The organism is Streptomyces sp. NPDC029216 (assembly GCF_040648015.1).
Classification (GTDB): domain Bacteria; phylum Actinomycetota; class Actinomycetes; order Streptomycetales; family Streptomycetaceae; genus Streptomyces.
On the sequence record NZ_JBEZWL010000121.1, the window covers coordinates 1 to 22,937 of the forward strand.

Consider the following 22,937-nt stretch of genomic DNA (forward strand, 5'->3'; position numbering starts at 1 on the left):
ATCTTCTGTGGTGTGAGCCTGCGTCCGTCACCGTCTTTCGTGTGATATCGAAACCAATCGACCCGGTCCGTGAGTTGGGCCGACGGGTGGGTGTCAGCCGATCCACGAACCTTGAAGCTCGGACTGCGCACCAGGCCGGCCCAACTCACGGACCGGGTCGATTGGTTTCGATCTCACCCGAAAGACGTTGACGGACGCAGGCTCACACCTCAGATGATGGCGAGGAGGGTGTCTGCTATGCGTTAACCTCACCGCAGACGACCGTGCCAGGACCCGCGTGATCGGTACCGGGGCGGGGTCCTCTTGCGGAACCTTTCGCAGCCTGACGGTCTTTCAGCTGCGCAGCCCTCTGCCGGCCATCGCTGGATGGTGAGCACGGGTGAATGAGAGGCTCGTGCGGGCGACGCGGCTGCGCTCCGCCCACACGATGACGACCAGAACGGGCACCCCGTCTCGGTCGTGCCTGCCCTCCGCTCGCGCCGCGAGTCGATCGCGAGAGCTGCACCTGCCTGTGGGACCACACCCATTCCGCACGGGCTGCAACATCGACTACCTCGCACCCGCCACGGGACAGGTCGTGCCCTGCTCGTCCACCGTGTTGACGGGCACGTAGCCCGAGGCGGCGCCGGTACGCCGACGCCGCCGATACGCGAAATGCCCAGCCCTAGGGCAGGAGTCGTTGCAGAGTGCTGGTCAGCCGATCTCGCGCAGGTAGACGTTCGCGCCGGTCGACCCCTGGTCGGTCAGCGTGAACTCCTTCACGTCGCCCTTCGGGCACGCCCGCGCGCTGTACTTCCAGTTTCCGGTGTACGGGAAATAGGCGTACACCTGGGCACACTGACCGTCCGCGTCAGTGTCTTTCACCCAGCCGGTGACGCTGACGGAGCCGCCACTGCACTGGATCGTCCAGTGCGCTTCGGCGCCCGAGGTGTAGGCGGCGTTGGTGGTGCCGCAGTCGCCCGTGACGCCCGTGGGCGCCGCACTCGCCGTCGTCGGTATCAGAACACCCGCAGCCACCGTCGCCGCGAACGCGGCCCCGGTCAGGACGCGTCGTACAGACATGCGGTCCTCCCGTCTCCTGCTCTCCCCGTGGGCCGGGAAGAACGACAGCCCGAAGCATGTCGCACGGGCGGACGAATTCGTGGACGAGAACCGGTCAAAGCCGGATGCTTCGCTGGTGTTGCCGTGCCCCGCGTTGTCAGAGGAGGGGGAGGATCGCGATCCAAAGCGGCGGATCCCTCCAGCGCCGTGCGTCAGGGCGGATCGGCTGCAGTAGACCAGTCCTACCGGTTGGAGGGAACGACCGGCCCCCGGGCGATCAGGACGTCGGCTTCGTGGCGCCAGCCGAGGGAGGAGTAGAGGCGCTGGCCTTCCTCACTGGCGATGAGGAGACCGGTACGGGCGCCCTGGGTCACTGCGGCCTCCGCCAGAGCGCTCATCACGGCTCGGCCCAGGCCGCGTCGCCGGTGCGCCGCGTCCGTCTCGATGCGATCGGCGACCGCATCGGCGCCGATCACGGCGATGGTGCCACGCGCCGCCACCGCGCCGGTCGAGTCGTGGAGGGAGACGACCGTGACTGGTCCGTTCGTGCGGACCTCGCGCTCGTACGGCGCGGCGGGCGCGTGCTGCGGGTGCTCGGTCAGATCGGTCGTCATGAACCACTCGGACCGGTGGAGCAACTCCAGTCCGGCGGCGCCCACGACGGATTCGACGATGCCCGGGCGCAGCGTGGGTACCGTCAGCCAGGTGGTCTGCCTCGCGGCGGCGACGGTTGCCGCCAGCCGGGCCAAGGATTCGGGCTCCTCGTCCGCACGGAGCGCGAACACCTCGACCTCGCGGCCGAGTTGGTTGCACGTCGACCGCAGGCCATCGCCGGCGGACTCGACCGGCTCGGCCTCGGGCAGGGAGCGGGCCACGGTCCAGCCATTCAGCCAACGTCGTATCAGCTCTGATTCGATCTTCGTCATCCGGCGATTAGAGCATGCCCGCAACCGGTGGACGGGCGAATAACCGTCGTCCCCCGTCGTCCGTCGTCCGTCGTCCGTCGCCAGGCGACACCGCCCTCCATTCGACTTCTCGGCCGGCGGAGCGGGTCGCCCTCCCGAGGGCTGCCGGGCCTTTTGCGTGGCGAGAACCGTAGCGTCATACGTCCCCGTCCAAGGGTGTCCTGCGCCTGCAGCGGCCATCGTGGATCGGCGCCTGGATGACGGGAACCGTGAACAACGGCACAGGTTCGGCTTCACTACGGGCCACCGTGCGACCGCACCACGGTCGACGATCTGTTGCGCGCCTCGGCCTGGGTATACCCCCGCGCGTCCCTGCCGCGTCTGGTCAACCTCGCGGCCTTCTTCGCGTGGATGTTCCTGGCTGACGACCGCGACGACCATGCCGCCCATGTCGAGGCCGCCGCCCCCATCCCCGCACGCGACTTCCTCGAACGCATCACTGCCGGCATGTCCTCGGCCTGGGGTGAACGCTTCATCCGCAACCTGGAGGACTGGACCGCCTCCAACCACGATGTAGCCCGCCATCGCCAGGCCCGTACGGTTCCCACCGAGGCGGAGTACGTGCCCATGCGGCGCCTGAGCTCCGCCTGGGTGTGGTTTTACGATCTCATCGAGTACGCCAACGAGGAGGAACTCCCTGCGTCCTTTCTCGGCACACCGGTCTACCGACGGTGACGGTACCCACGGGCGCGGCCTTCTCCAGCGCCGGAGCCCCCTCCCGCGCCGGCGCCGGCGCCGGAAACGATCAAGGGACCCATGGGCAACGCCCCACAGCACCCCACACCGGACGAAGGCGCCGCCGTTGCAGGGACCGAGTGCCGGCCTGGGCATTGACGCCGCCCGTTTCCCACCTCATGCCGCGCCCTTGGCCCGTTGTGACGTGGTGCGGCTCCCGCACGCCGTAACGGGCAGCCCCATCCCGCTCGATGTCGGCGTGGTCGACGGGGCGGTGGTCCGTTTCACACCGCTCCTCCCCCGTGCGGGGGAGGAGTTCCTCCTGCGAGCCGACGCCTCGTCCGCGCCCCGGCTCGTAGCGTCGGGGTCATGCGATCCGAACCCGGGAAAACCCTCCTGCGCTGGGCATACGCGGCCGTCGCCTGGCTGGTGGTGAGCTTCGTGTGGCACGTGCAGATGGGCGTCATTTACGAGGACGTGATGGACCCCGACGACGGCACTCCGGTGTGGCTCTTCCTCTCCTACGACGCCCTCATCGTCCTCATGTCCGCCGTCGGCGTGGTGTGCGTGCTGGCCACGGTCAGACCATGGGGCCGCAGTGTGCCGTACTGGCTGGTGCGCGCGCCCCTGTGGATCGGCTGCGCGGTCCTGACGATGCGGGGCGTGCCCGGCCTCGTCGAGAACATCACCACGGCAACGGGACTCACTCCGCACGGCCTGCTCGGGATGGAGAAGGAGGCCGTTGACACAGGATCATGGGACTTCTGGAAGACCATGGTGATCAACGGCTACTTCTTCCTCGGCTCGGTGCTCCTCGTGCCGACCACCGTGTTGTCCCGCCGAAGCCGAGGTACGGCGAAGACGCCGCGAACGGTGGATCGTCCGGCGCGACCCGCCCAGACGCGCTTCTGAGAGCGGTGGCGGTATGGGGTACTGCCGGGCGGTAGCCCCTCCGAACGCATCAGGTGCCCAGGCGTGTACGGGCCGCGGCGAGGCGCCGCTGTGCGGTTGCGCTCTCCGAGTCCGAATCGCTGGGCGACTTCGGTGGCGGTCGGCTCGTCTTGGGGGAGCAAGGACGCTGAGGGGGGACGGCCCGACGCTGCGCGGCCGGTGACGGGGCGTAGGCCCCGCGCCGTGGCGCGGGGCCGGCCTCAGTCCTCAGGTCAGCCGCAGAACGGAATGTCTCCGAGGTTCTTGGCGTAGCGGGCCGCGATCCAGCCGCGACTGTCCGCGAGGCGGTACCAGAGCTGGTTGTCTCCGACCATCTCGCCCTTCACCTTGCAGGTGATGGGGACGAGCGTGCCGGGCTTGATGTGCCCGGCGGTCTTGTTGTCGCGGTGCGGGCCGCTGTGGACCGGCAGCGGGCCGTGCGAGACGCCCCCTGCTGGCCCCGGGCGCCGGGCTGGCCCTGCTCGCCCTTCGGGGCGGAACTCCTGGGGATCCGGTCAGGCTGCGGTGGGAGCCGGGGTCACCCCGCTGATGCGGACCCGGGGGCGCCGTTGACAGCCTCCGCTTGCCTCCTGGGGAAAGCCACGACGAGGAGCGCGAGCGGAATGGCGACGCCCAAGCCGAGCAGGACGAGCAGGATGGGAAGCCCGGCTACGGCGGTGTGTGCGGCGAAGTGCAGGTGAATGAGGAAGTGCGCGAACGACCACAACAGATACGACACCAGGGCCGCACGGACCAGGCCGGCCCGCATGGTCACCGCGCCGGCGCCGAGCACGACTGCGGCCGCCAAGTTCATGGCTCCGTAGTCCAGCATCAGGTGCGGGTTGTAGTCCATGCCCAGGTTGACCCACGGGAGGCTGAAGAATCCCTCGGGTGACACCAGGACCCACACGCCCAGGGCCCCGTCAATGAAGGTGAGCAGGGACAGTCCGCCGCGCAGCCAGACCACTCGGCGGCCACTCAGCGTTCTGGTTCGATTGGTTACCACGATTGACTCCATATCCCTATGACAGGGCGGCACCGCGGAACGTGACAGCTCCGGCTCAGACGGGCCCCGCATCACCGACGTGAACCCGGCTCCCCCACAGCCGCGCCAGAGAGCCGGGACCGCCGGTCGCGGAGCGGTCTCGCCGCTCGTTGATCTGTTGCTCGGGGAGCGGGTGGGGAACGGGATCGAAATGGCTGGGGTGCTGCGGGGCCACTGGGACGGGGCAGGAGACGGCACGGCCGGGGCGTCTTTGAAGTGTTCCGGGCTGGTCCAGGCCCGCCGGGTCATCGACGCGTCGACGCGGCGGGCGGGGTCGCCTCTGTACGACCTGCGCGAAATCGAGCCAGCCCGTGAGGGAGGGATGGCGGCGGTCCGCTTCGGGCTTCCGCACCCCGACGTCACGACTTGCCAGGGCCATCCAGGCGTTCCGTGGGGCCGGCGAAGGGCAGGAACAGGGTTCGGGTGGCGAGCAGCCAGGTGTCGTCCACCCTACGAAAGGTGTCTTCGTAATGTCCCACTTGAGCCGGAGGCCGGGGCGGCACCATGCCCTCGGAGTAGCCGTCGACCCGGTACGTGGCGAAGTAGGTGGTGGCAGCCGCCGTTTCCGGAGAGTTCACGGTGACCAGGATGTTGGTGCACATGCGACGCGACAGCCGGTCCGCAGGCCGTCCGTCGAAGTAGTCACGAAGCGCATCGCGGCCCGCTATGCGGCGATCGCCGGCGGGCCATTCCCAGATGCCGTCCGGCGTGAACAGGTCCGCCACCGAGCTCGGGTCCCCAAGGTCGAGACGGCGAACGAACTCGACGATCAGCCGCTCACAGGCCCGCTCGGCGATCAGCCGTTCCATCCCGTCAAGAGTGTCGGAAGTCATGATCAACTCATATCAGACCGCTCATGGACGCGGGAGGGTTTCCCGGTCGGCACTCAGCGTCTGCGCCAAGCCCGCGCGTTCGCGTCATCTGCTTCTCGACCAGGGACGCCGTTCACGGAATGTCCTGTTCAACGCCATCACGCACCGACTTCCCCTCGGTGACGATATCTGCGTGACGGGCGGGTGTGTTTCGTACGGCGTTCACGGAAGCGAGGCCGACCGCAGGTGAGGGAGTTGCTGCGGGCGCGCCGCCTCGTGCTGCCTGGAAGAGCTCAGGGTGAGTATTGAGGTTGTTGTCGAGCCGGAGCTCGGGGGTGTCGACGAGGGCGATGGTGGTCAGTGCACGGGTGCGGGAGTTGAGTTGAGGGTGACGGGTTCACCCCGGCTTCGTCGAGTACGGGCCGTCCGGGCTGCTGGCGGTCTCTTCGGTGAGGGTGAGGGTGAAGTCGCCTGGGGTCTCGTTGAGGATGACCAGCGAAGCCATCGCCGGGCTGGATGAAGGCTTGGACCTGGTCGATCTCGGTGTCGGTGAGTCGTCGTCCGCCACGGCGGCGTCGATCACGCCGGACACCGCCGTTCGACCACGGAGGCTGTCCACCTGCGCCGCACCCCCTATGGCGGCATCCTGCCGTGCACCGAACGGCGCAGGGCGGTACCGGCGAGGCGGTGGGCGGCGTCGGGGAGCCGGCGCCTCGGTCGGCCGCGGTCACCGCCACTCCCCAGTCGCTTCCCGACACGGTGCATAGACCGAGGAGGTACCCGCGTGTCTGCGTACCTTGTTCAGTGCCTCGTGTATGGCGGCGGCGATGTCCGAAGGCAAGAGACCGGACCGGCGGAGCGGGCCCTCGGTCGGTTTCAGTCGGGGTGGGCGGGGGCTTGTAGTTCGACCTTGTATCCGCCTCGGGGGGTGGGTTGGGCCGTGAGGGTGCCGTGGAGTAGTTCGGCGCGTTCTTTCAGGCCGATGAGGCCGTGGCGGGCGCTGGGCAGGGGGACGGTCGGGCGGGTGGGGGCGGTGTTGGTGACGGTGACGCCGAAGTGGTGTGCGTCGTGCCACAGGTGTACTGCGGCGTGGGCTCCTGGAGCGTGTTTGCGCACGTTGGTCAGGGCTTCCTGGATCGTGCGGTAGACGGTGCGCTGGGCGGTCGTGCTGATGCCGGGAGGAAGTTCTCCGGTCAGGGTGGTCTCGATGCCGCTGTTGGCGATGAGCTGCTGGAGGTCGGCGAGGGTGGGCTGGGGGGCGAGTTCGGTCTCCTTGCCGGCGGAGGCGCGGAGCAGGGTGACCATGTGACGGAGTTCGTCGAGGGTGTTCGCGCTCAGGGTGCGGATGGTGCGGGCGGCGTCGCGGGCGTCGGGGTCCTTGGCGGCGACCTGGAGGGCGCCGGCCTGGACGGCGATGAGGCTGACCTGGTGGGAGACGACGTCGTGCATCTCGCGGGCGAGCTGGGCCCGTTCGCGGGCTAGGACGGTCTGGGCGTGCAGGGCGCGTTCGTGTTCCCGGGCCTCTTCGACCTCGACGAGTTGCCGGGCCACGTCGTGCCTGGCCTGGACGAGTTGGCCGAACAGCACGGGGGCGGTGGCGGTGGCCAGCGTGTAGACGAACTGGACGAGCGTCCAGGTCCGGCCGTCGGCGAAGGAGTCGGACAAGGGCCAGACGAGGGTGGCCGCAGCAGCGTTCAGCAGGGCGCAGCCGGCCAGCAGCGGGCGGTTGCGGGTGGACGCGGCCAGGGTGTACAGGGCGGCGATCGGCGCGACCGCCACGTCCATGAACAGGGTCATGGGCAGCGTCAGCAGGAAGACGGCCAGCGGGAGGCGCCTGCGCAGGAACAGTCCGGCGGAGCCCACAGCGGCGCAGGCCCACATCAGAGGGGTGCCCTCGCCCACGAGGCTGATCCATGCGTCGAGGGCGGCCAGCACCACGAGTACCGTGTCGAAGGCCCAGGACGGCAGGCGCCGCCACAGTGCGCGGCCGGTGCTCATCGTCCGTTGCCCCGTGCCGCGTCGTCGTTCCGTGTGAGCAGTCCGGCCCGTTCGGCGAGGAGTGCGGCCTGGACACGGCTGGTGACCCGCAGCTTGGTCAGGATCGAGCTGACGTGGTCCTTGACGGTGCCCGTGCTCAGATGGATGCGGGTGCCGATGTCGGCGTTGGACAGGCCTTCCGCGACCAGGACGAGGACGGTGCGTTCCCGGTCGCTGAGCAGGCCGATGCGTGCCACGTCCGCGTCCTGGGGTGCTCCCGCTCCCGGGTGGCTGCGCAGCAGTGCGCGTGAGGCTTTCGGGGACATCACCACACCGCCCGCGGCCAGGGTGCGGACCAGCTGGGCGAGCTGTTCGGGTTCGGTGTCCTTGAGGAGGAAGCCGGCGGCTCCCGAGCGCAATGCGGTCAGGATGTACTCGTCGGTGTCGAAGGTGGTCAGCATGGCCACGTGCGGCGGGTCGGGCAGTTCCTGGATCTGCCGCAGGACGGTCAGGCCGTCCACGTCCGGCATGCGGATGTCGAGGAGCACCACGTCCGGCCGCTCGCGCCGGATCACGTCGGCCGCGTGCGCCCCATCGGCGGTCGCCACGACCTCGATGCCGTCGGACGCGTTCAGGATCATCTGGAAGCCGGACCGCACCAGGGCCTCGTCGTCCACCACCACTACCCGGATCACCGGCGTCCCGCCTCACGCTCTCGTCTGCTCTGTTCTCGTACGGTGTTCGCCTGCCGCCGACCGTACGCCCGGCAGGGTACGCGGTGGTGCGATCACCCCTGGGCTGTGGACACTCGGCGGGCCGGCTCCAGCCGTTCGGGGGGGGTTATGCGGCCCATCGGCAGGTGGGCGGGTGCGGCTCGGTGATGGTGCGGAGGCCTGTACGGGGCGGTGCCGGCCGGCTCCAGGGTGATCGGCCGGGGTGCTGTCCGCCGGTCGGCGGGGTGGTCCCGGCCTGTCGGCGGGGGTGTCACCGCAGCCTGCCGGATGGTCCGCCTTCTGGCGAGACGACGAGATTGTCCGTATGACACAGATACAGCCGCCGCAGAAGACTGCGGCTCCGCAGGAGAGCTCGCCTCCACGGACCGCGACCTCGCCCGGGTCCGCCGGGAAGGCCACGGGCGGTCCCTCGATGGGACGTCTGGTCGGGGTGGATCTCGCCCGCGCGCTGGCGGTGTTCGGCATGTACATCGTGCACATCGGCCCGATGCTGGAGAACACGAGCGGCGTCGGTACGTGGGTCCGGTTCCTGGCCGACGGTCACTCGTCGGTCCTCTTCGCCACCCTCGCCGGGTTCTCGCTGATGCTGATCGCCGGCCGTCGTGAGCCGAAGACCGGGCTCGCCGGCCGCCAGGCGAGGGCGCGGATCGCGATCCGCGCCGTGATCCTGCTGGTGCTCGGCAGCGTGCTGGCGATGGAGTACGGGGACGTCATCATCCTCGGCTTCTACGGCGTCTACTTCCTGCTCGCCCTGCCCCTGCTGCGGCTGTCCGCCAGGACTCTGGCGATCACCGCTGCAGGGCTCGCGCTCGTCACTCCGCAGCTGGCGTTCGTCCTGAAGACGTGGCTGAGCGGGTCCGTCCTGCAGAGCATCAACGCCTACGACCCGCTCGAGAAGCTCAACGACGTGGGAGTCGTCGATCTGCTGCTCACGGGCCTCTACCCGACGATCACGTGGATGCCGTTCCTGATCGCCGGCATGGCGCTGGCCCGCCTCGACCTGTCCGCCCCCGCCGTCCAGCGGCGCCTTGCCGCGCTCGGTGCCGCCCTCACCGTGGCCGCGTACGGCCTGTCCCTGCTGCTTGCGGGCAAGGACGCGGCGTTCGGCGGGATCGGGGGCTCGTCCAGCGGCTCCGGGGCGGGGCCCGGTGGCAGCGGGGCGGGGTCGGGTGGCAGCGGGGGCGGCGAGCAGCTCGTGTCGTCGGCCTCGGACTTGCTGGGTGCCGGTCCGCACACCGGCACCACGTTCGACATCCTCGGCAGTGTGGGCGTCGCGGTCCTCGTGATCGTGGGCGCGACCGTGCTGATGGACCGCCTCCCGCGACTGCACCGTCTGGCGAAGCCCGTCATCGCGGTGGGCACCATGTCCCTGACGGCCTACGTGGGCCACTTCCTCGCACAGTCCGCGTGGCCCGCTTCCGCCGCCGGCACCACGAAGTCCTGGGTGCCCGTACTCCTGTACATCCTCGGGGCGGTCGTGTTCGCCGCGATCTGGTCCCGCTTCTTCCGCCGCGGCCCGCTGGAGTATCTCCTGAACGCCACCACCAAGCCCGCCAAGTACATCCGCTGAGGTCCGGGGTCGGGGTGGCTCGGCGCCCTGCCCCACCCCGACCTGGACAGCCGGCCCGCCTCACTCGCGAGGGCGGCCCGTCGAGGTCAAGGAGCTGGGTCGCGGCAAGCTGTGCGTATCGGCGATGACGTCCCGCAGCGCCAGCTCGTTGACGGCGTCGAGCTGGGAGGTCGCCTCGTCCAGGAGCAGCAGCCGGGGCCTGCGCAGCAGCGCGCGGGCGATGGCGATGCGCCGGCGCTCGCCGCCCGAGAGCTTCGAGCCGCGGTGCCCGACCAGGGTGTCAAGGCCGTGCGGGAGACGTGCGACGAGGCCGTCGAGCCTGGTCCGGGAGAGGACCTCGCGGATGTCGTCGCCGGTCGCCGGTCGGGCGCGGCGAAGACCAGGTTCTCCCGCATCGTGGCGTCGGCCCGGCGGGCGTGGAGCCACGGGCGGTCTCCCGCTCCTCGGCGCCGGACGCCTTCACCGTGCGGTAGGCGCCGAACACCCGCTCCAGGACGGTGGACATCTCCCCCACAGCCTCCTGCGCGCGCTCGGCTGCCCGCCCGATCTTCGGCATCACCAGGACGGCCGACCAGCCCGACGACCGCGACCACGGCGAGTGTGACACCGAGCAGGACCGCGTCCAGGAAGGCCATCACCACGACCGCCGCGATCAGCGTGACCGTCCCCGTCGCGGCGTTGACCACCGCCTGCGTCGTGACGGCCCGCAGCAGCGTGGTGTCGGAGGTCACCCGGGACATCAGATCGCCCGGCTGCCAGCAGGCCCAGAAGGTCGCCTGTCGCTCGGCTCGTTCGTGCGGCGCGGCGGGCTCGGGCTTTCGCCGGGCCCGCCGCGCCGACTGCGCTCCGGAGCCGGAGCGTGTCGCGTCGTCAGCGCTGCTGTGTCAGCAGGCCCGGCCGGTAGGGCAACAGGCCGTAGTCGCCGCCCACGTTGGGGTCGCGTCCCTGGTAGAGGAACTGCAGGTTGCAGGGATCGACGGTGAAGGTCTGATCGGCGCTGGTGCGGATCAGTTCGCCGTGACTGATGTCGTTCGTCCAGGTGGCGCCACTGTTGGCCTTGCCGGCGAAGGGGTTGCTCTCGGTCGCGGCCTGGGGCGTCCATGCGCCGTCCAGGCTGGTGGCCGTGAACGAGCGGAAGTATCGGCCCTGCGAGCCGATCGCCTCGACGATCATGAGGTATTTGTTCTGGCCCTGGAGCTTGTAGACCTGCGGGGCTTCGAACAGGTTGTTCGTCGTGTCGCTCATGATCACTGTGGAGTTCGTGCCGAAACTGCCCGGGAAGTTCCCGATCGGCATGCTGGCCCGGTAGATCTTGCCGTTGTCACCGGCGAAGAACAGGTACATGTTCGTCCCGTCACCGATGAGCGTCTGGTCGATGGGGCCCGTTCCGGAGCCGCCGATGCTTCCGGAGAAGAGCACCTGCGGTGACGACCAGCCATTGGGGTTGGTGGGGTCGGTCGAGGTCCGGTAGGAGAAGGCGGCCCCACCCCACTGGTAGGCGAGCACCCAGATGTTCTTCGGCGCGAAGTAGAAGAGGGTGGGCGCGACGGTGGAGGAGGACATCCCGTTCTGGGCGGCCGAGGCCATCTCCGGCCAGTTGGTGAACAGGCCGAAGTTCATCGAACCCCAATTGTTCCCCGTGTCGTGCGTCGTCGCGTAGACGAGCTGCCGGCCGTTGTAGGGGGCGACGGTGAAGTCCTTGAGCGAGGCCCATCCCGGCTTGGGCTGCGCCAGCGGGCCGGTTGACGTCCAGCGGTACGACGACGGGAGGCTGCAGGTGCCGGGGGTGCCGCCACCGGCCCGTACGAGCTGCCACTGCTGGTTGGTGCCGCCCCAGTCGTCGTACTGGACGACGTTCGCGTTGTCGGCGGTGGATCCGCCCTGCACTTCGAGGGCCTTGTTGCTGTGGCGCGCGATGAGCCTCACGTAGCCGTCCGGGCTGTCGGCCAGCCGCCACTGCTGGTTGGTCCCGTTCACGTCGGCCCACTGGACGATCGGGGCGCCGTTCGCGGTGGACCCGTTCTGGACGTCCAGCACCTTGCCGGAGTGCCGGGACTTGATGCGGTAGTAGCCGCCGCCCGAGTCGACGAACTGCCACAGCTGCTGGTTCTGGTCGTTCCTGGTCCACTGGGTGATGCGGGCCCCGTCGGTGGTTGCCAGGTTGTAGACGTCCAGGGCCTTGCCGCTGTTGCGGTTGACCAGCACGTACGTGGCGTTGGGGTCGATGGCCGGCGCCGCGCCGGCGGGCTGCGCACCGAGGAACGCCGCCAGGAGCAGCAAGGGTGCCAGGAGGGCGAGCAGGCGTCGTGTCAGGGGGACTGGGGACGGATGGCGGAACGACATCAGGAGAGCTCCTTGTGGGGCGGGGGTGAGGTGTCCGCGGGGGTGGCCGCGGCCGGAGATGTTAGCGCTAACAAATATGCGATGGCCGGTATGGCCAGTCGTTTCACGACGCGTCAGCCCTTGGTGGCGCCCGCGGTGAGGCCACCGATCAACTGCCGCTCGGCGACGGCGTAGAACGCGAGGGCGGGGACCATGGCGAGCACGATGTAGGCGAGGACAAGCGCGTAGTCGGTCGAGTACTGGCCCTGGAACTGCTGGACTCCGACCGGGATCGTCTGCCATGTCGGGTCGTCGAACACCAGCAGCGGCAGGAAGAAGTTGTTCCAGCTCGCGACGACCGCCAGCACGGACACCGTGCCGAGCGCCGGGCGCGCCATCGGCAGCAGGATCTGCCAGAAGAAGCGGAACTTGCCGCAGCCGTCCATGACGGCCGCTTCCTCGACCTCCGCCGGGATGGTCCGGAAGAAGCCGCGCAGAATGGTGATCGTCATGGGGAGCCCGAAGGCGGCCTGTGGAAGGACCACTCCGAGCGGGTTGTCGAGCAGGTCGAAATCGCGCAGCAGCAGGAACAACGGCAGGACGGCCACGGCGAACGGGAACATCAGCCCGATCGTGAACAGCGTGTAGAACAGCTCCCTGCCCCGGAAGGCGTAGCGGGCCAGCACGAACGCCGCCATCGCGGACGCCGCCACCGTGCAGCACGTCGTGCCGATCGCGATGCCCGCACTGTTGGCGATCTGCCGCCAGAACATACCGTTGCCGAGGATGCCGGTGTAGTTGCCGGCCTTCCACTGCTCGGGCAGCCCGAACGGGTTGGCCGTCAGCTCGCCGGTGCTCTTGAACCCGGAGATCACCGCGTAGGCCAGCGGCACGACGACGAACGCGCCGATCAGCCATACCACGGCGTGCAGCGACAGGCCGCGTGCCGTCCTGCGGGCGTTCATCGGCCACCTCCCGCGGTGACGGCCCCGCTCAGGTCACGGCGGAGCACGTATCGCTGGTAGAAGAGGGAGAAGACGAGGCTGATCATGAACAGCACCACGCTGATCGCGCTGGCATAGCCGACCTGGTAGCGCTTGAACCCGAACTGGAACATCGTGATTGCCATCGTCTCGGAGGAGTGGTTGGGTCCGCCCGCGGTCATGACCCAGACGAGGTCGAAGAGCTGGATGGATCCGATGACCGAAAGGAAGGCGCTGATCCGGATCGTCGGTCCGAGCAGCGGCAGCGTCACGTGCCGGAAGCGCTGCCAGACGCCGGCGCCGTCGATGGAGGCGGCCTCGAGGATCTCGCCCGGGATGCTCTGCAGTCCGGCGAGGAAGAGCATCATGTGGAAGCCGAAGTACTTCCAGGTCATCACCACGAAGAGGGTCGGCATGACGGTCGAGGAATCGGCGAGCCACTTCCCCCGCAGCCCCTCCAGGCCGAGGGCACCGGCCAGATGGTCGGCCATGCCGGCACCCGGAAGGAAGACCATCGTGAAGAGGACCGCCGTGACCACCTCGGACAGGATGTACGGCGCGAAGAACAGCATCCGGTAGACGGCCCGGCCGCGCAGCCTCTGGTTGAGGAGGACGGCGGTGAACAGCGCGAACGGCAGCTGCACCGTGATCGACAGGGCGATCAGGTACAGCCCGCGCTCGAGATCACCGAGGAAGACCTGGTCGTCGAAGAGCCTGGCGTAGTTCTCGAAGCCGACGAAGTCGTCCATGGGGCCGGTCCCGCCCCACTTGAAGAGGCCCGCGTAGACGGCGACGGCGATCGGGGCGAGGACGAAGACGAGGAAGAGGACCAGAGCCGGGACGAGGAACCAGGCCACCGACGCCCAGCTCCGCAACCCGCGCAGGCCTGGGCGTGCCGGGGCGGGCGGTTCCGCCGGCACGGCGTCCCGCGTCCGCTCCTGGGTCAGGGTGGACTCGGAGCTAGGCACCCTTCGCAGCCTCGGTTATCGACGTGGTGACCTGCTCGGGCGTCTTCTTGCCCGCGATGAGGTCGGCGACGCTGTCGTTGACCTCCTGGCCGACCGCCGGCGGGTAGGCCTGGTCGAGGAAGAGCTGGAAGCCCGTCGCCTGGACCAGGCTGTCGGCCACCACCCTCCTGTTGGGGTCGGCGAGCCGGCTCTCGGCGCCTTTGACCACCGGCAGGTAGCCGTTGGAGGCCAGCAGCTTGGACTCGTTCTCCAGGACGAGGAACTTCAGGAAGTCCAATGCCTCCTTCGGGGCGCCCCGGCGCAGTGCGAAGCCGCCGCCACCGCCGAACACCTCGGTGACCTGGCCGACGCCGCCGTCGACCGCCGGGAAGGGGAAGAAGCCCAGGTCCGCTCCGAGGTCCGCGCCCGCGTCCTTCTGGACCGACGGCCCCCACTGGCCCATCAGCTCCATGGCGGCCTTGCCGTTCCCCATGGTCGCGGCCTGGCCGCCGGGAGTGGCGTAGCCGGCGCCGAGGAAGCCCGGCTGGAAGGGCTGGAGGTCGACCAGCTCCTTGAGGTGGCTGCCCGCCCGGACGAAACCGGCGCCGGTGAAGTCCTTGGTTTCCGCGGCCTGCCGCAGGGCGGGGAGTCCTGCGACGCGCATCGCGAGGTAGGCCCAGTAGAAGTGGCCCGGCCATTTCTCCTTGCCCGCGAGGGCGATCGGAGTGACGCCCGCGGCCTTGAGCTTCCTGACGTCTTCGAGGAGCTCGGCCCAGGTGGCCGGCGGAGCGGTGATGCCGGCCTTGGCGAAGAGCTTCTTGTTGTACCAGAAGCCGACCATGCCGACGTCGTAGGGCACCGCGTAGATCCGGCCATCGAACCGATAGGCCTGAAGCGAGACGGGGGTGAGGTCGGATGCCCAGCCGAACGCGTCGGTGAGGTCCTCGACCAGCCCCGCGTCGACCTGCTGCCGCAGCACGCCGCCGCCCCAGGTCTGGAACACGTCGGGGAGTCTGCCCGACGAAGTGGTGGCCGTGAGCTTGGACTTGAACGCCTCGTTCTCCAACGAGGTCGTCTTGATCGTGATGTTCGGGTGGGCGGCCGTGAACGCCGAGGAGATCTGCGGGAACAGGGACTTGCCCGGTTCCGTCGTGGCGATGTTCCACCAGGCGAAGGCCACCGTGCCGTCGGCCGCCCGCGCCGAGCCGGAGTCCCCGCCACCGCAGGCCGCGGTCAGCGAGACGGACAGAGCGGTCAGGCCCGAGAGCGCGAGGAAACTTCGTCGACTCGGGGGTGTGCTGGCCATAGGACCTCCGGGGTGAGGAAAGCCGGTTCGAGTTCGAAAATGTTTCGTAACATTCTCGAATTCGCGCTGCCACAAACTAGGAACGTGAGGCCCTCCGGTCAAGCCTTCTCGCCGAATTGTCTTACAAACAAGGCGTCTTGATGCTTGACAACCAAGTCGCGCCAGCCGGAAACTCCTCGAAAGTTTGCGATACCTGTCGCCAGCCCGAGGCGGCCGCGCGGAGGAGAGAAGTTGAGCGAGCAGCGTCCGACCCTGGCCCTCATCGCCGCTGAGGCGGGGGTCTCCCAGGCCACCGTGTCCAAGGTGATCAACGGCCGCTCCGATGTCGCAGCTTCGACCCGCGAACGGATCGAGAGCCTGCTGCGATCCCACCACTACCTCTCCCCCGGCCGGCAGGGCAGGGCCCGCAGGTCGGGCCTGGTCGACTTGATCATCGGCGGTCTGGACAGCGCGTGGGCGGTGGAGATACTGCGCGGCGTCGAGGCCGAGTGCGCCCAGCGGAGCGTCGGCACCGTCGTGTCGCTCGTCCCGCCGGGCGAGGCCACGCCGTCGAGCTGGGCCGCGCTGCCGGTCCTGCACCACAGCGACGGCGTCATCCTCGTCACGGCCTCGGTCACCCGGGCCCAGCGCGCCCAGGTCGAACAGGCCGGGGTGGCGCTGGTCGTCATCGACCCGATCGACCTGCCGGGCAACGGTGTGCCGAGCATCGGCGCGACCAACTGGGCGGGCGGCCTGGCCGCTACGGAGCACCTGCTGGAGCTGGGGCACCGCCGGATCGCCGCGATCGGCGGGCGCAAAGAGATGCTCTGCAGCCGGGCCCGCATCGACGGGTACCGCACCGCGCTGGAGCAGGCCGGGATCGAGGTAGACCGCGACCTGATCCGGTTCGGCGACTTCCAGCACGAGGGCGGGTTCCAGCGGGCCCGGGAACTGCTCGCCCTCCCCGAGCCCCCGACCGCCGTCTTCGCCGGTAGCGACCAGCAGGCGATGGGCGTCTACGAAGCCGCCCGGCAGGCCGGACTGAGCGTCCCGCTGGACCTCAGCGTGGTCGGCTTCGACGACCTGCCCGTGTGCGAGTGGCTGTCACCGCCGCTGACGACGGTGCGCCAGCCGCTGGAGGAGATGGGCCGGCTCGCCGCCCGCACGCTCTTCCAACTGCTGGACGGCCAGCCCCTGGTCAGCCCCCGGATGGAGCTCTCGACCGAGCTCAAGGTCCGGCTGTCCACCGCCCCGCCCCGTCTCTAGGAGGACTCCTTGACCGAGCCCTGGCGTGACCCCCTCCTGCCCGTGTCCGTGCGCGTCGCCGATCTGCTGAATCGGATGACGCTGGAAGAGAAGGCGGGTCAGCTCACCGGCTTCTGGGCGCAGCCCTCGGCTCCGGGAACACCGGTCGCGCCCATGGAGGACGATTCCGGCGAGTGCGCTCCCGGCCTCGACCACCTCGCCGCCCATGGGCTCGGCCAGCTCACCCGGGTGTACGGCACCGCACCGATCACCGCGAAAGCCGGCATGGAGCGGCTCGCCTCGCTCCAGCGGCAGGTGACCGGATCCGGCCGGTTCGGGATACCGGCGGTCGCTCACGAGGAGTGCCTGACCGGGTTCATGACGTGGGGGGCGACGGTCTTCCCCGCGCCGCCGGCCTGGGGCGCGACCTTCGACCCCGGGCTGGTGCGCCGGATGGCCGCCGCCATCGGCGCGGGGATGCGGCGGGCCGGCGTCCACCAGGGGCTGGCTCCGGTGCTCGACGTGGTCCGGGACTACCGGTGGGGCAGGACCGAGGAGTGCATCGGCGAGGATCCCTATCTCGTCGGAGCGATCGGCACCGCCTACGTGCAGGGTTTGGAAGGGGCCGGGATCGTGGCGACGCTCAAGCACTTCGCCGGGTACTCGGCCTCACGGGGCGGCCGGAACATGGCCCCCGTCTCCGCGGGGCCGCGCGAGTTCAGCGACGTGCTGGTCGAGCCTTTCGTACGGGCCCTGCGCGAGGGAGGCGCCCGGTCGGTGATGAACAGTTACACCGACGTGGACGGCGTCCCGGCGGCCGCCGACGCACGGCTGCTGACCGGGCTGCTCAGGGAGGAACTCGGTTTCACCGGTGTGGTCGTCGCCGACTACTACGCCGTCTCCTTCCTGGAGAGCCGGCACGGCGTCGCCGGATCGCGCGGGGCCGCCGGCGCGCTGGCGCTGACCGCCGGGATCGATGTCGAACTGCCCACGGCCCGCTGCTACGGCGAGCCGCTGACCGGACTCGTGCGCTCGGGAGGCGTACCGGAGGAGTTCATCGACCGGGCCGCGGAACGGGTCCTGCTGCAGAAGGCCGAACTCGGCCTGCTCGACCCCGACTGGGAACCCGTCGAGCCCGAGGCGGTGGACCTCGATCCGCCGGAGAACCGGGCACTGGCCAGGCTCGTGGCCGAACGGTCCACCGTGCTGCTCGCCAACGACGGCATCCTGCCGCTGCGGCCGTGCCGGGTCGCGCTCCACGGGCCTTACGCCGGCGAACCCCGGTCCTTCCTCGGCTGTTACGCCTTCCCCAACCACGTCGCTCCGCCCGGCGAGCCGGGGCTGGAGATCCCGACGCTCGGCGAGGCGCTCGGCGCTGCCGGGTTCACGGTCACCGAGGAGGATCCGGACGTGAACGTGCTGGTGCTCGGGGACCGGGCCGGCTTGTTCGGCCGGGGCACCTCCGGAGAGGGCTGCGACGCCGAGACCCTCGATCTGCCCGGTGACCAGGCCGCACTCGGATCCGCCGTTCTGGACTCCGGGGTGCCGACCGTCCTGGTCCTCGTCTCCGGACGGCCCTACGCGCTCGGCGCGCTGGCCGGGCGCGCGTCGGCCGTGATACAGGCCTTCTTCCCCGGGGAGGAGGGGGCTACGGCGCTGGCCCGGATCATCAGCGGGGCCGCGGAACCGTCGGGACGGCTGCCCGTCTCCATCCCCCGCCGGGCCGGCGGCCAGCCCGGCACGTACCTGCACGCCAGGCTCGGCGGGCGCACCGACTGGAGCTCGGTGGACCCGACCCCGCTGTTCCCGTTCGGACACGGGCTGAGCTGGACCAGCTTCGCCTTCTCGGGGCTGTCGGTGGATCCCGTCGCCGCGACGGACGGGGCCGTCGCCATTTCGGTCACCGCGCGCAACGTCGGCGAGGTGGCGGGGACGGAGGTGGTCCAGCTGTACCTCTCCGACCCCGTGGCGTCCGTCGTCCGGCCGCAGCGGTGGCTCGCCGGGTTCGCCAGGGTCGAGCTGGCTCCGGGCGCGGCCGCCCGGGTCACGTTCTCCGTCCATGCCGACCGGACCTCCTTCACCGGGCTCGACCTGCGCAGAAGGGTGGAGCCCGGGGAGATCGGCGTGGCCGTCGGACGGTCCAGCGGCGACCTTCCGCTCCAGGGCTCCTTCACTCTGCGGGGCCCGGTACGTCACCCGGCGGCCGACCGGGTGCTGTCCGTGCCGGTCGAGATCGTGCCGGTTCCATGACCGGGTTCTCCGGTGATCCCGTGCTGCCCGGGTTCCGGCCCGACCCGTCCGTCTGCCGGGTGGGAGCGGACTACTACCTGGTCACGTCCAGCTTCGAATGGTTCCCGGGCCTTCCCGTCTTCCACAGCCGTGATCTCGTGAACTGGCGGCGCATCGGCTCCGCGCTCGACCGGCCGTCCCAGCTCGACCTCGACGGCTGCGGGCCCTCACGGGGCCTGTTCGCACCGACGATCCGGCACCATGACGGGGTCTTCCATCTCGTCTGCACGCTGATGGACGGCCCCGGTCACTTCGTCGTCACGGCGGCCGATCCGGCGGGGCCGTGGTCGCAGCCGCACTGGCTGGAAGGCGAGGGCTTCGACCCGTCGCTGTTCTTCGACGACGGGCCGGGCGGAAGCGGCGTCCGGGCATGGTTCACGGCCGCCCGCGTGCTGGACGAGGACGCCGGCCGCACCGAGATCTGGATGCGCGAGTACCTTCCGCGCGAACGACGGCTCACGGGACCCGAGTACGTCCTGTGGTCGGGGAGCCGCCCGGGCGCCCGATGGTCGGAAGCCCCGCACCTCTACAGGATCGACGGCACCTTTCTTCTGCTCACCGCCGAGGGCGGCACCGATGTGGACCACAGCGTGGTGGCCGCCCGCGCCGACCGCGTGACCGGCCCCTACGAGGGCGCCCCCGGCAACCCGGTGCTGCCGCCCGCCGGGGGCCCGGTCACCTGCACCGGGCACGCCGACCTCGTCCAGACCCCGGACGGCGACTGGCGGGCCGTCCTCCTGGGCGTCCGCCCGGGGTCGGCCCTCGGCCGCGAGACCTTCCTCAGCCGGATCACCTGGGACGAGGGCTGGCCGGTCTTCTCCCCCGTCAGCCACACCGGCCCGCGCCGCCCGCTCCACGACGGCTTCGCCACCCTCTCCCCCGACTGGAGCACCCTGCGCACCCCGCCCGAACGGTTCTGGACCACCGGTGACGGGCTCCGCCTCCGGCTCCGGCCCGAACGCCTCGGCGGACGCACCACCCCGTCCCTCCTGGCCCGCCCCCAGGAGCAGCCCGACTGCGACGTCTCCACGGAACTGCACTTCACCCCCGCCGCACCGGGCGAAGAGGCGGGTCTCGCCGTGGTCCTCGACGACGACAGCCATCTCCTCCTCCTTCGCACCACGGAAGGGCTCAGCCTGCGCCACGGGCCCGAGGTCCTGGCCCGCGTTCCCGTCCCGCCGGGGCCCGTCCGTCTGGGGGTCCGCATCCGCGGCTTCCGCCACACCTTCGCCCATGCGGCACCCGGCGGAGCCTGGCAGGACCTGCCCGCCGTCGAAGCCACCTTCCTCACCCCGCTGTTCACCAGCGTCCAGCTCGGCCTCTACGCCACCTCCAACGGCCGCCCCTCCACCAGCCAAGCCCACTTCACGTGGTTCGACCTCACGTACCCGAGCCGGCAGGAACCGCCCGGACACCGGCGTCGATAACGCCCGCGGCCCGTCCACGGTTCCGCCCGCCGGCCCCCCGCCCCGGGCAGCGCACTGCCACGACCGGAAGCGTTTCCCTTCCCCCCCACCGGAGGACCAACCATGCGCACGTCCGTCCGAACCGCATCCGCACTGCTGGCCGGTGTCCTCGCCGCCGGTCTCTCCCTGCTCCCCGCCGGCCCGGCGTACGCCGCCGACCCGACCACCATGACCAGCGGTTTCTACACCGACCCCGACAACTCCGCCCTGCGGTGGGCCAACGCGAACCCCGGCGACGGCCGGGCGGCGGCGATCCGGACGTCCATCGCGAACACCCCGGCAGCCCGCTGGTTCGGCAACTGGAGCGGCGACATCGGTACGGCCGCCGGCGCCTACGTCGGCCGCGCGGACGCCTCCGACAAGCTGCCGATCCTGGTCGCGTACAACATCCCGGACCGGGACATCTGCGCCGGTCATTCCGGCGGCGGCGCCGGGAGCCGTGCCGCGTACGAGACCTGGATCGCCGCCTTCGCCAGTGGCATCGGCAACCGCCCGGCCGTCGTCGTCCTCGAACCCGATGCGCTCGGTCACGAGAGCTGCATGACCGCCGCCCAGATCGCCGAGCGCAACGCCATGCTCAAGAACGCGATCGCCCAGTTCCAGGCCAAGGCGCCCCATACCTGGGTCTACCTCGACGCAGGGAACGCCGGCTGGATCGGCGCCTCGGCCATGGCGCAGCAGCTCGCCGCCGCCGGTGTCGGCGGGGCACACGGCTTCGCGCTGAACGTCTCCAACTACTTCACCACCGACCAGAGCATCTCGTACGGCAACGCGGTCAACTCCGCCTTGCGTTCCTACGGTTACACCAAGCCGTTCGTCGTCGACACCAGCCGCAACGGCAACGGCTCCAACGGCCAGTGGTGCAACCCCGCCGGCCGCCGGACCGGTACTCCCAGCCAGCGCGGCGGCGGTGCCGAGATGCTGCTGTGGATCAAGGTCCCAGGCGAGTCCGACGGGGACTGCGGTGTCGGGGCCGGCTCCTCGGCCGGGCAGTTCCTGCCGGAGGTGGCCTACAAGATGATCTACGGCTACTGAGCCCTTCCCCCGCCGCGGTCCGACTGCGTCCCTTGTCCATCGCCGCGGCTCCGTCCAGGCGGATTCACTCCGCCGCGCTCCCGTCCTTCCGTGATCTCTGCCCTGGAGGCTCCTTCATGGGATCGAATGCCACTCCCCCGCCCCTCGTCCGCCGGAAGACCGGCGCGCTGCGTGCGGCCCTGGCCGTCGCCGTGCTCGGTTCGGCCGCCGTGCTGGTGGCTCCGCTGACCTCGCAGGCCGCCGACGGCACGCTCGGCGGCGCCGCGGCGCAGAGCGGCCGCTACTTCGGCACCGCCATCGCCTCGGGCCGGCTGGGCGACTCGGCGTACACGGCCATCGCGGGCCGCGAGTTCAACATGGTGACGCCCGAGAACGAGATGAAGATCGACGCCACCGAACCCCAGCAGGGCCAGTTCAACTTCGCGGCAGGTGACCGCGTCTACAACTGGGCGGTGCAGAACGGCAAGCAGGTACGCGGCCACACCCTGGCCTGGCACTCCCAGCAGCCCGGCTGGATGCAGAACCTCAGCGGCAGCGCATTGCGCCAGGCGATGACCAACCACATCAACGGCGTCATGGCCCACTACAAGGGCAAGCTCGTCCAGTGGGACGTCGTGAACGAGGCCTTCGCCGACGGCAGTTCGGGGGCCCGGCGCGACTCCAACCTGCAGCGCACCGGCAACGACTGGATCGAGTCCGCCTTCCGCACCGCGCGCGCCGCCGACCCCGGCGCCAAGCTCTGCTACAACGACTACAACATCGAGAACTGGACGTGGGCCAAGACCCAGGCCGTGTACGCCATGGTCCGGGACTTCAAGCAGCGCGGCGTGCCGATCGACTGCGTCGGCTTCCAGTCCCACTTCAACAACGACAGCCCGTACAACGGCAACTTCCGCACCACCCTGCAGAGCTTCGCCGCCCTCGGCGTCGACGTGGCCGTCACCGAACTCGACATCCAGGGCGCCTCGGCCACCACCTACGCCAACGTGACCAACGACTGCCTGGCCGTCCCGCGCTGCCTCGGCATCACCGTCTGGGGCGTGCGCGACACCGACTCCTGGCGATCGGAGCAGACGCCGCTGCTGTTCGACGGCAACGGCAACAAGAAGCCCGCCTACACCTCCGTGCTCAACGCCCTCAACGCCGGCTCCTCCACGCCCACTCCGACCCCCTCGCCCGGTTCCGGGCAGATCAAGGGCGTCGGTTCGGGCCGCTGCCTGGACGTGCCCGGCGCCGGCACCACCGACGGCATCCAGCTCAACCTGTGGGACTGCAACAACCGCACCAACCAGCAGTGGTCGTACACCGCCGCAGGCGAGCTCAGGGTCTACGGCAACAAGTGTCTGGACGCCGCCGGCACGGGCAACGGCAGCAAAGTCCAGATCTACAGCTGCTGGGGTGGCGACAACCAGAAGTGGCGCCTCGACCCCTCCGGATCCATTGTCGGAGTCCAGTCCGGCCTCTGCCTCGACGCCGTGGGCAACGGCACCGCCAACGGCACCCTGATCCAGCTCTACTCCTGCTCGAACGGCAGCAACCAGCGCTGGACCCGCACCTGAGACCCGCCACGGCGAGGGCGGGTACGCCCTCGCCGTGGAACGTGCCCCGCCCGCCCG

18 protein-coding genes and 1 pseudogene are annotated in these 22,937 nt (G+C 70.1%); 8 read left to right on the plus strand and 11 right to left on the minus strand.

What is annotated here, in order from left to right; genetic code table 11:
• Positions 1 to 693: 693 nt before the first annotated feature.
• Both AB0F18_RS30405 and AB0F18_RS30410 read right to left on the minus strand, forming a co-directional pair.
• Positions 694 to 1,062, minus strand: a complete 369-nt coding sequence (locus AB0F18_RS30405) for a hypothetical protein (protein WP_362066427.1) — start codon at positions 1,060 to 1,062, stop codon at positions 694 to 696.
• Between the two features lie 221 nt (positions 1,063 to 1,283).
• Positions 1,284 to 1,967 carry a GNAT family N-acetyltransferase gene (locus AB0F18_RS30410; RefSeq protein ID WP_362066428.1) on the minus strand — a complete coding sequence of 228 codons (684 nt, stop codon included), beginning with the start codon at positions 1,965 to 1,967 and terminating at the stop codon, positions 1,284 to 1,286.
• A gap of 315 nt (positions 1,968 to 2,282) precedes the next feature.
• Between AB0F18_RS30410 and AB0F18_RS30415 the strand changes: the two genes are divergently transcribed.
• Together AB0F18_RS30415 and AB0F18_RS30420 are read left to right on the plus strand one after the other, a co-directional pair.
• Entirely contained in the window at positions 2,283 to 2,681 is a 399-nt protein-coding gene (locus AB0F18_RS30415; protein WP_362066430.1) for a terpene synthase family protein, read from the plus strand.
• 369 nt (positions 2,682 to 3,050) lie between these two features.
• A complete protein-coding gene (locus AB0F18_RS30420; protein ID WP_362066432.1) occupies positions 3,051 to 3,593 on the plus strand; it encodes a DUF3995 domain-containing protein in 543 nt (180 codons plus the stop codon).
• A 556-nt stretch (positions 3,594 to 4,149) separates the two neighbouring features.
• Here AB0F18_RS30420 and AB0F18_RS30425 read toward each other — a convergent pair.
• From AB0F18_RS30425 to AB0F18_RS30440, 4 genes are all read right to left on the minus strand, one after another.
• Positions 4,150 to 4,629 carry a hypothetical protein gene (locus tag AB0F18_RS30425; RefSeq protein WP_362066434.1) on the minus strand — a complete coding sequence of 160 codons (480 nt, stop codon included), beginning with the start codon at positions 4,627 to 4,629 and terminating at the stop codon, positions 4,150 to 4,152.
• Positions 4,630 to 5,015: 386 nt separating this feature from the next.
• Entirely contained in the window at positions 5,016 to 5,489 is a 474-nt protein-coding gene (locus tag AB0F18_RS30430; RefSeq protein ID WP_362066435.1) for a nuclear transport factor 2 family protein, read from the minus strand.
• 855 nt (positions 5,490 to 6,344) lie between these two features.
• Entirely contained in the window at positions 6,345 to 7,466 is a 1,122-nt protein-coding gene (locus AB0F18_RS30435; protein ID WP_362066437.1) for a histidine kinase, read from the minus strand.
• The gene (locus AB0F18_RS30440; RefSeq protein ID WP_362066439.1) at positions 7,463 to 8,140 is read right to left on the minus strand and encodes a response regulator transcription factor; all 678 of its coding nucleotides are present in this window, start codon (positions 8,138 to 8,140) and stop codon (positions 7,463 to 7,465) included. Before AB0F18_RS30440 ends, AB0F18_RS30435 begins: the two co-directional genes overlap by 4 nt.
• 451 nt (positions 8,141 to 8,591) lie before the next feature.
• Here AB0F18_RS30440 and AB0F18_RS30445 point away from each other — a divergent pair, with 451 nt between their 5' ends.
• Positions 8,592 to 9,749 (plus strand): DUF418 domain-containing protein, encoded by a 1,158-nt coding sequence (locus AB0F18_RS30445; protein ID WP_362066441.1) that lies wholly within the window; start codon positions 8,592 to 8,594, stop codon positions 9,747 to 9,749.
• A gap of 117 nt (positions 9,750 to 9,866) precedes the next feature.
• Here AB0F18_RS30445 and AB0F18_RS30450 read toward each other — a convergent pair.
• The 5 genes and pseudogenes from AB0F18_RS30450 to AB0F18_RS30470 all read right to left on the minus strand — a co-directional run.
• Positions 9,867 to 10,504: pseudogene (locus AB0F18_RS30450) on the minus strand (ABC transporter transmembrane domain-containing protein); the annotation flags it as partial.
• Positions 10,505 to 10,619: 115 nt separating this feature from the next.
• On the minus strand, positions 10,620 to 12,092 hold the full coding sequence (locus AB0F18_RS30455; RefSeq protein ID WP_362066443.1) for a non-reducing end alpha-L-arabinofuranosidase family hydrolase: 1,473 nt from the start codon (positions 12,090 to 12,092) through the stop codon (positions 10,620 to 10,622).
• A gap of 113 nt (positions 12,093 to 12,205) precedes the next feature.
• Entirely contained in the window at positions 12,206 to 13,036 is an 831-nt protein-coding gene (locus AB0F18_RS30460; protein ID WP_362066445.1) for a carbohydrate ABC transporter permease, read from the minus strand.
• A complete protein-coding gene (locus AB0F18_RS30465; protein ID WP_362066458.1) occupies positions 13,033 to 13,938 on the minus strand; it encodes a sugar ABC transporter permease in 906 nt (301 codons plus the stop codon). Before AB0F18_RS30465 ends, AB0F18_RS30460 begins: the two co-directional genes overlap by 4 nt.
• Before the next feature lie 76 nt (positions 13,939 to 14,014).
• Positions 14,015 to 15,307: an extracellular solute-binding protein gene (locus tag AB0F18_RS30470; protein ID WP_362066447.1), complete on the minus strand. Its 1,293-nt coding sequence runs from the start codon at positions 15,305 to 15,307 to the stop codon at positions 14,015 to 14,017.
• Between the two features lie 231 nt (positions 15,308 to 15,538).
• Between AB0F18_RS30470 and AB0F18_RS30475 the strand changes: the two genes are divergently transcribed.
• The 5 genes from AB0F18_RS30475 to AB0F18_RS30495 all read left to right on the plus strand — a co-directional run bounded on the left by AB0F18_RS30475 (position 15,539) and on the right by AB0F18_RS30495 (position 22,880).
• Positions 15,539 to 16,552 (plus strand): LacI family DNA-binding transcriptional regulator, encoded by a 1,014-nt coding sequence (locus AB0F18_RS30475; protein WP_362066448.1) that lies wholly within the window; start codon positions 15,539 to 15,541, stop codon positions 16,550 to 16,552.
• Between the two features lie 9 nt (positions 16,553 to 16,561).
• Entirely contained in the window at positions 16,562 to 18,781 is a 2,220-nt protein-coding gene (locus AB0F18_RS30480; protein WP_362066450.1) for a glycoside hydrolase family 3 N-terminal domain-containing protein, read from the plus strand.
• Complete coding sequence (locus tag AB0F18_RS30485) at positions 18,778 to 20,247, plus strand: family 43 glycosylhydrolase (protein WP_362066452.1); 1,470 nt, start codon at positions 18,778 to 18,780, stop codon at positions 20,245 to 20,247. The genes AB0F18_RS30480 and AB0F18_RS30485 overlap by 4 nt, the downstream gene beginning before the upstream one ends.
• A gap of 102 nt (positions 20,248 to 20,349) precedes the next feature.
• Positions 20,350 to 21,321, plus strand: coding sequence for a glycoside hydrolase family 6 protein (locus AB0F18_RS30490; RefSeq protein WP_362066454.1), 972 nt, complete (start codon positions 20,350 to 20,352; stop codon positions 21,319 to 21,321).
• A gap of 116 nt (positions 21,322 to 21,437) precedes the next feature.
• Entirely contained in the window at positions 21,438 to 22,880 is a 1,443-nt protein-coding gene (locus AB0F18_RS30495) for an endo-1,4-beta-xylanase (RefSeq protein ID WP_362066456.1), read from the plus strand.
• Positions 22,881 to 22,937: the final 57 nt, after the last annotated feature.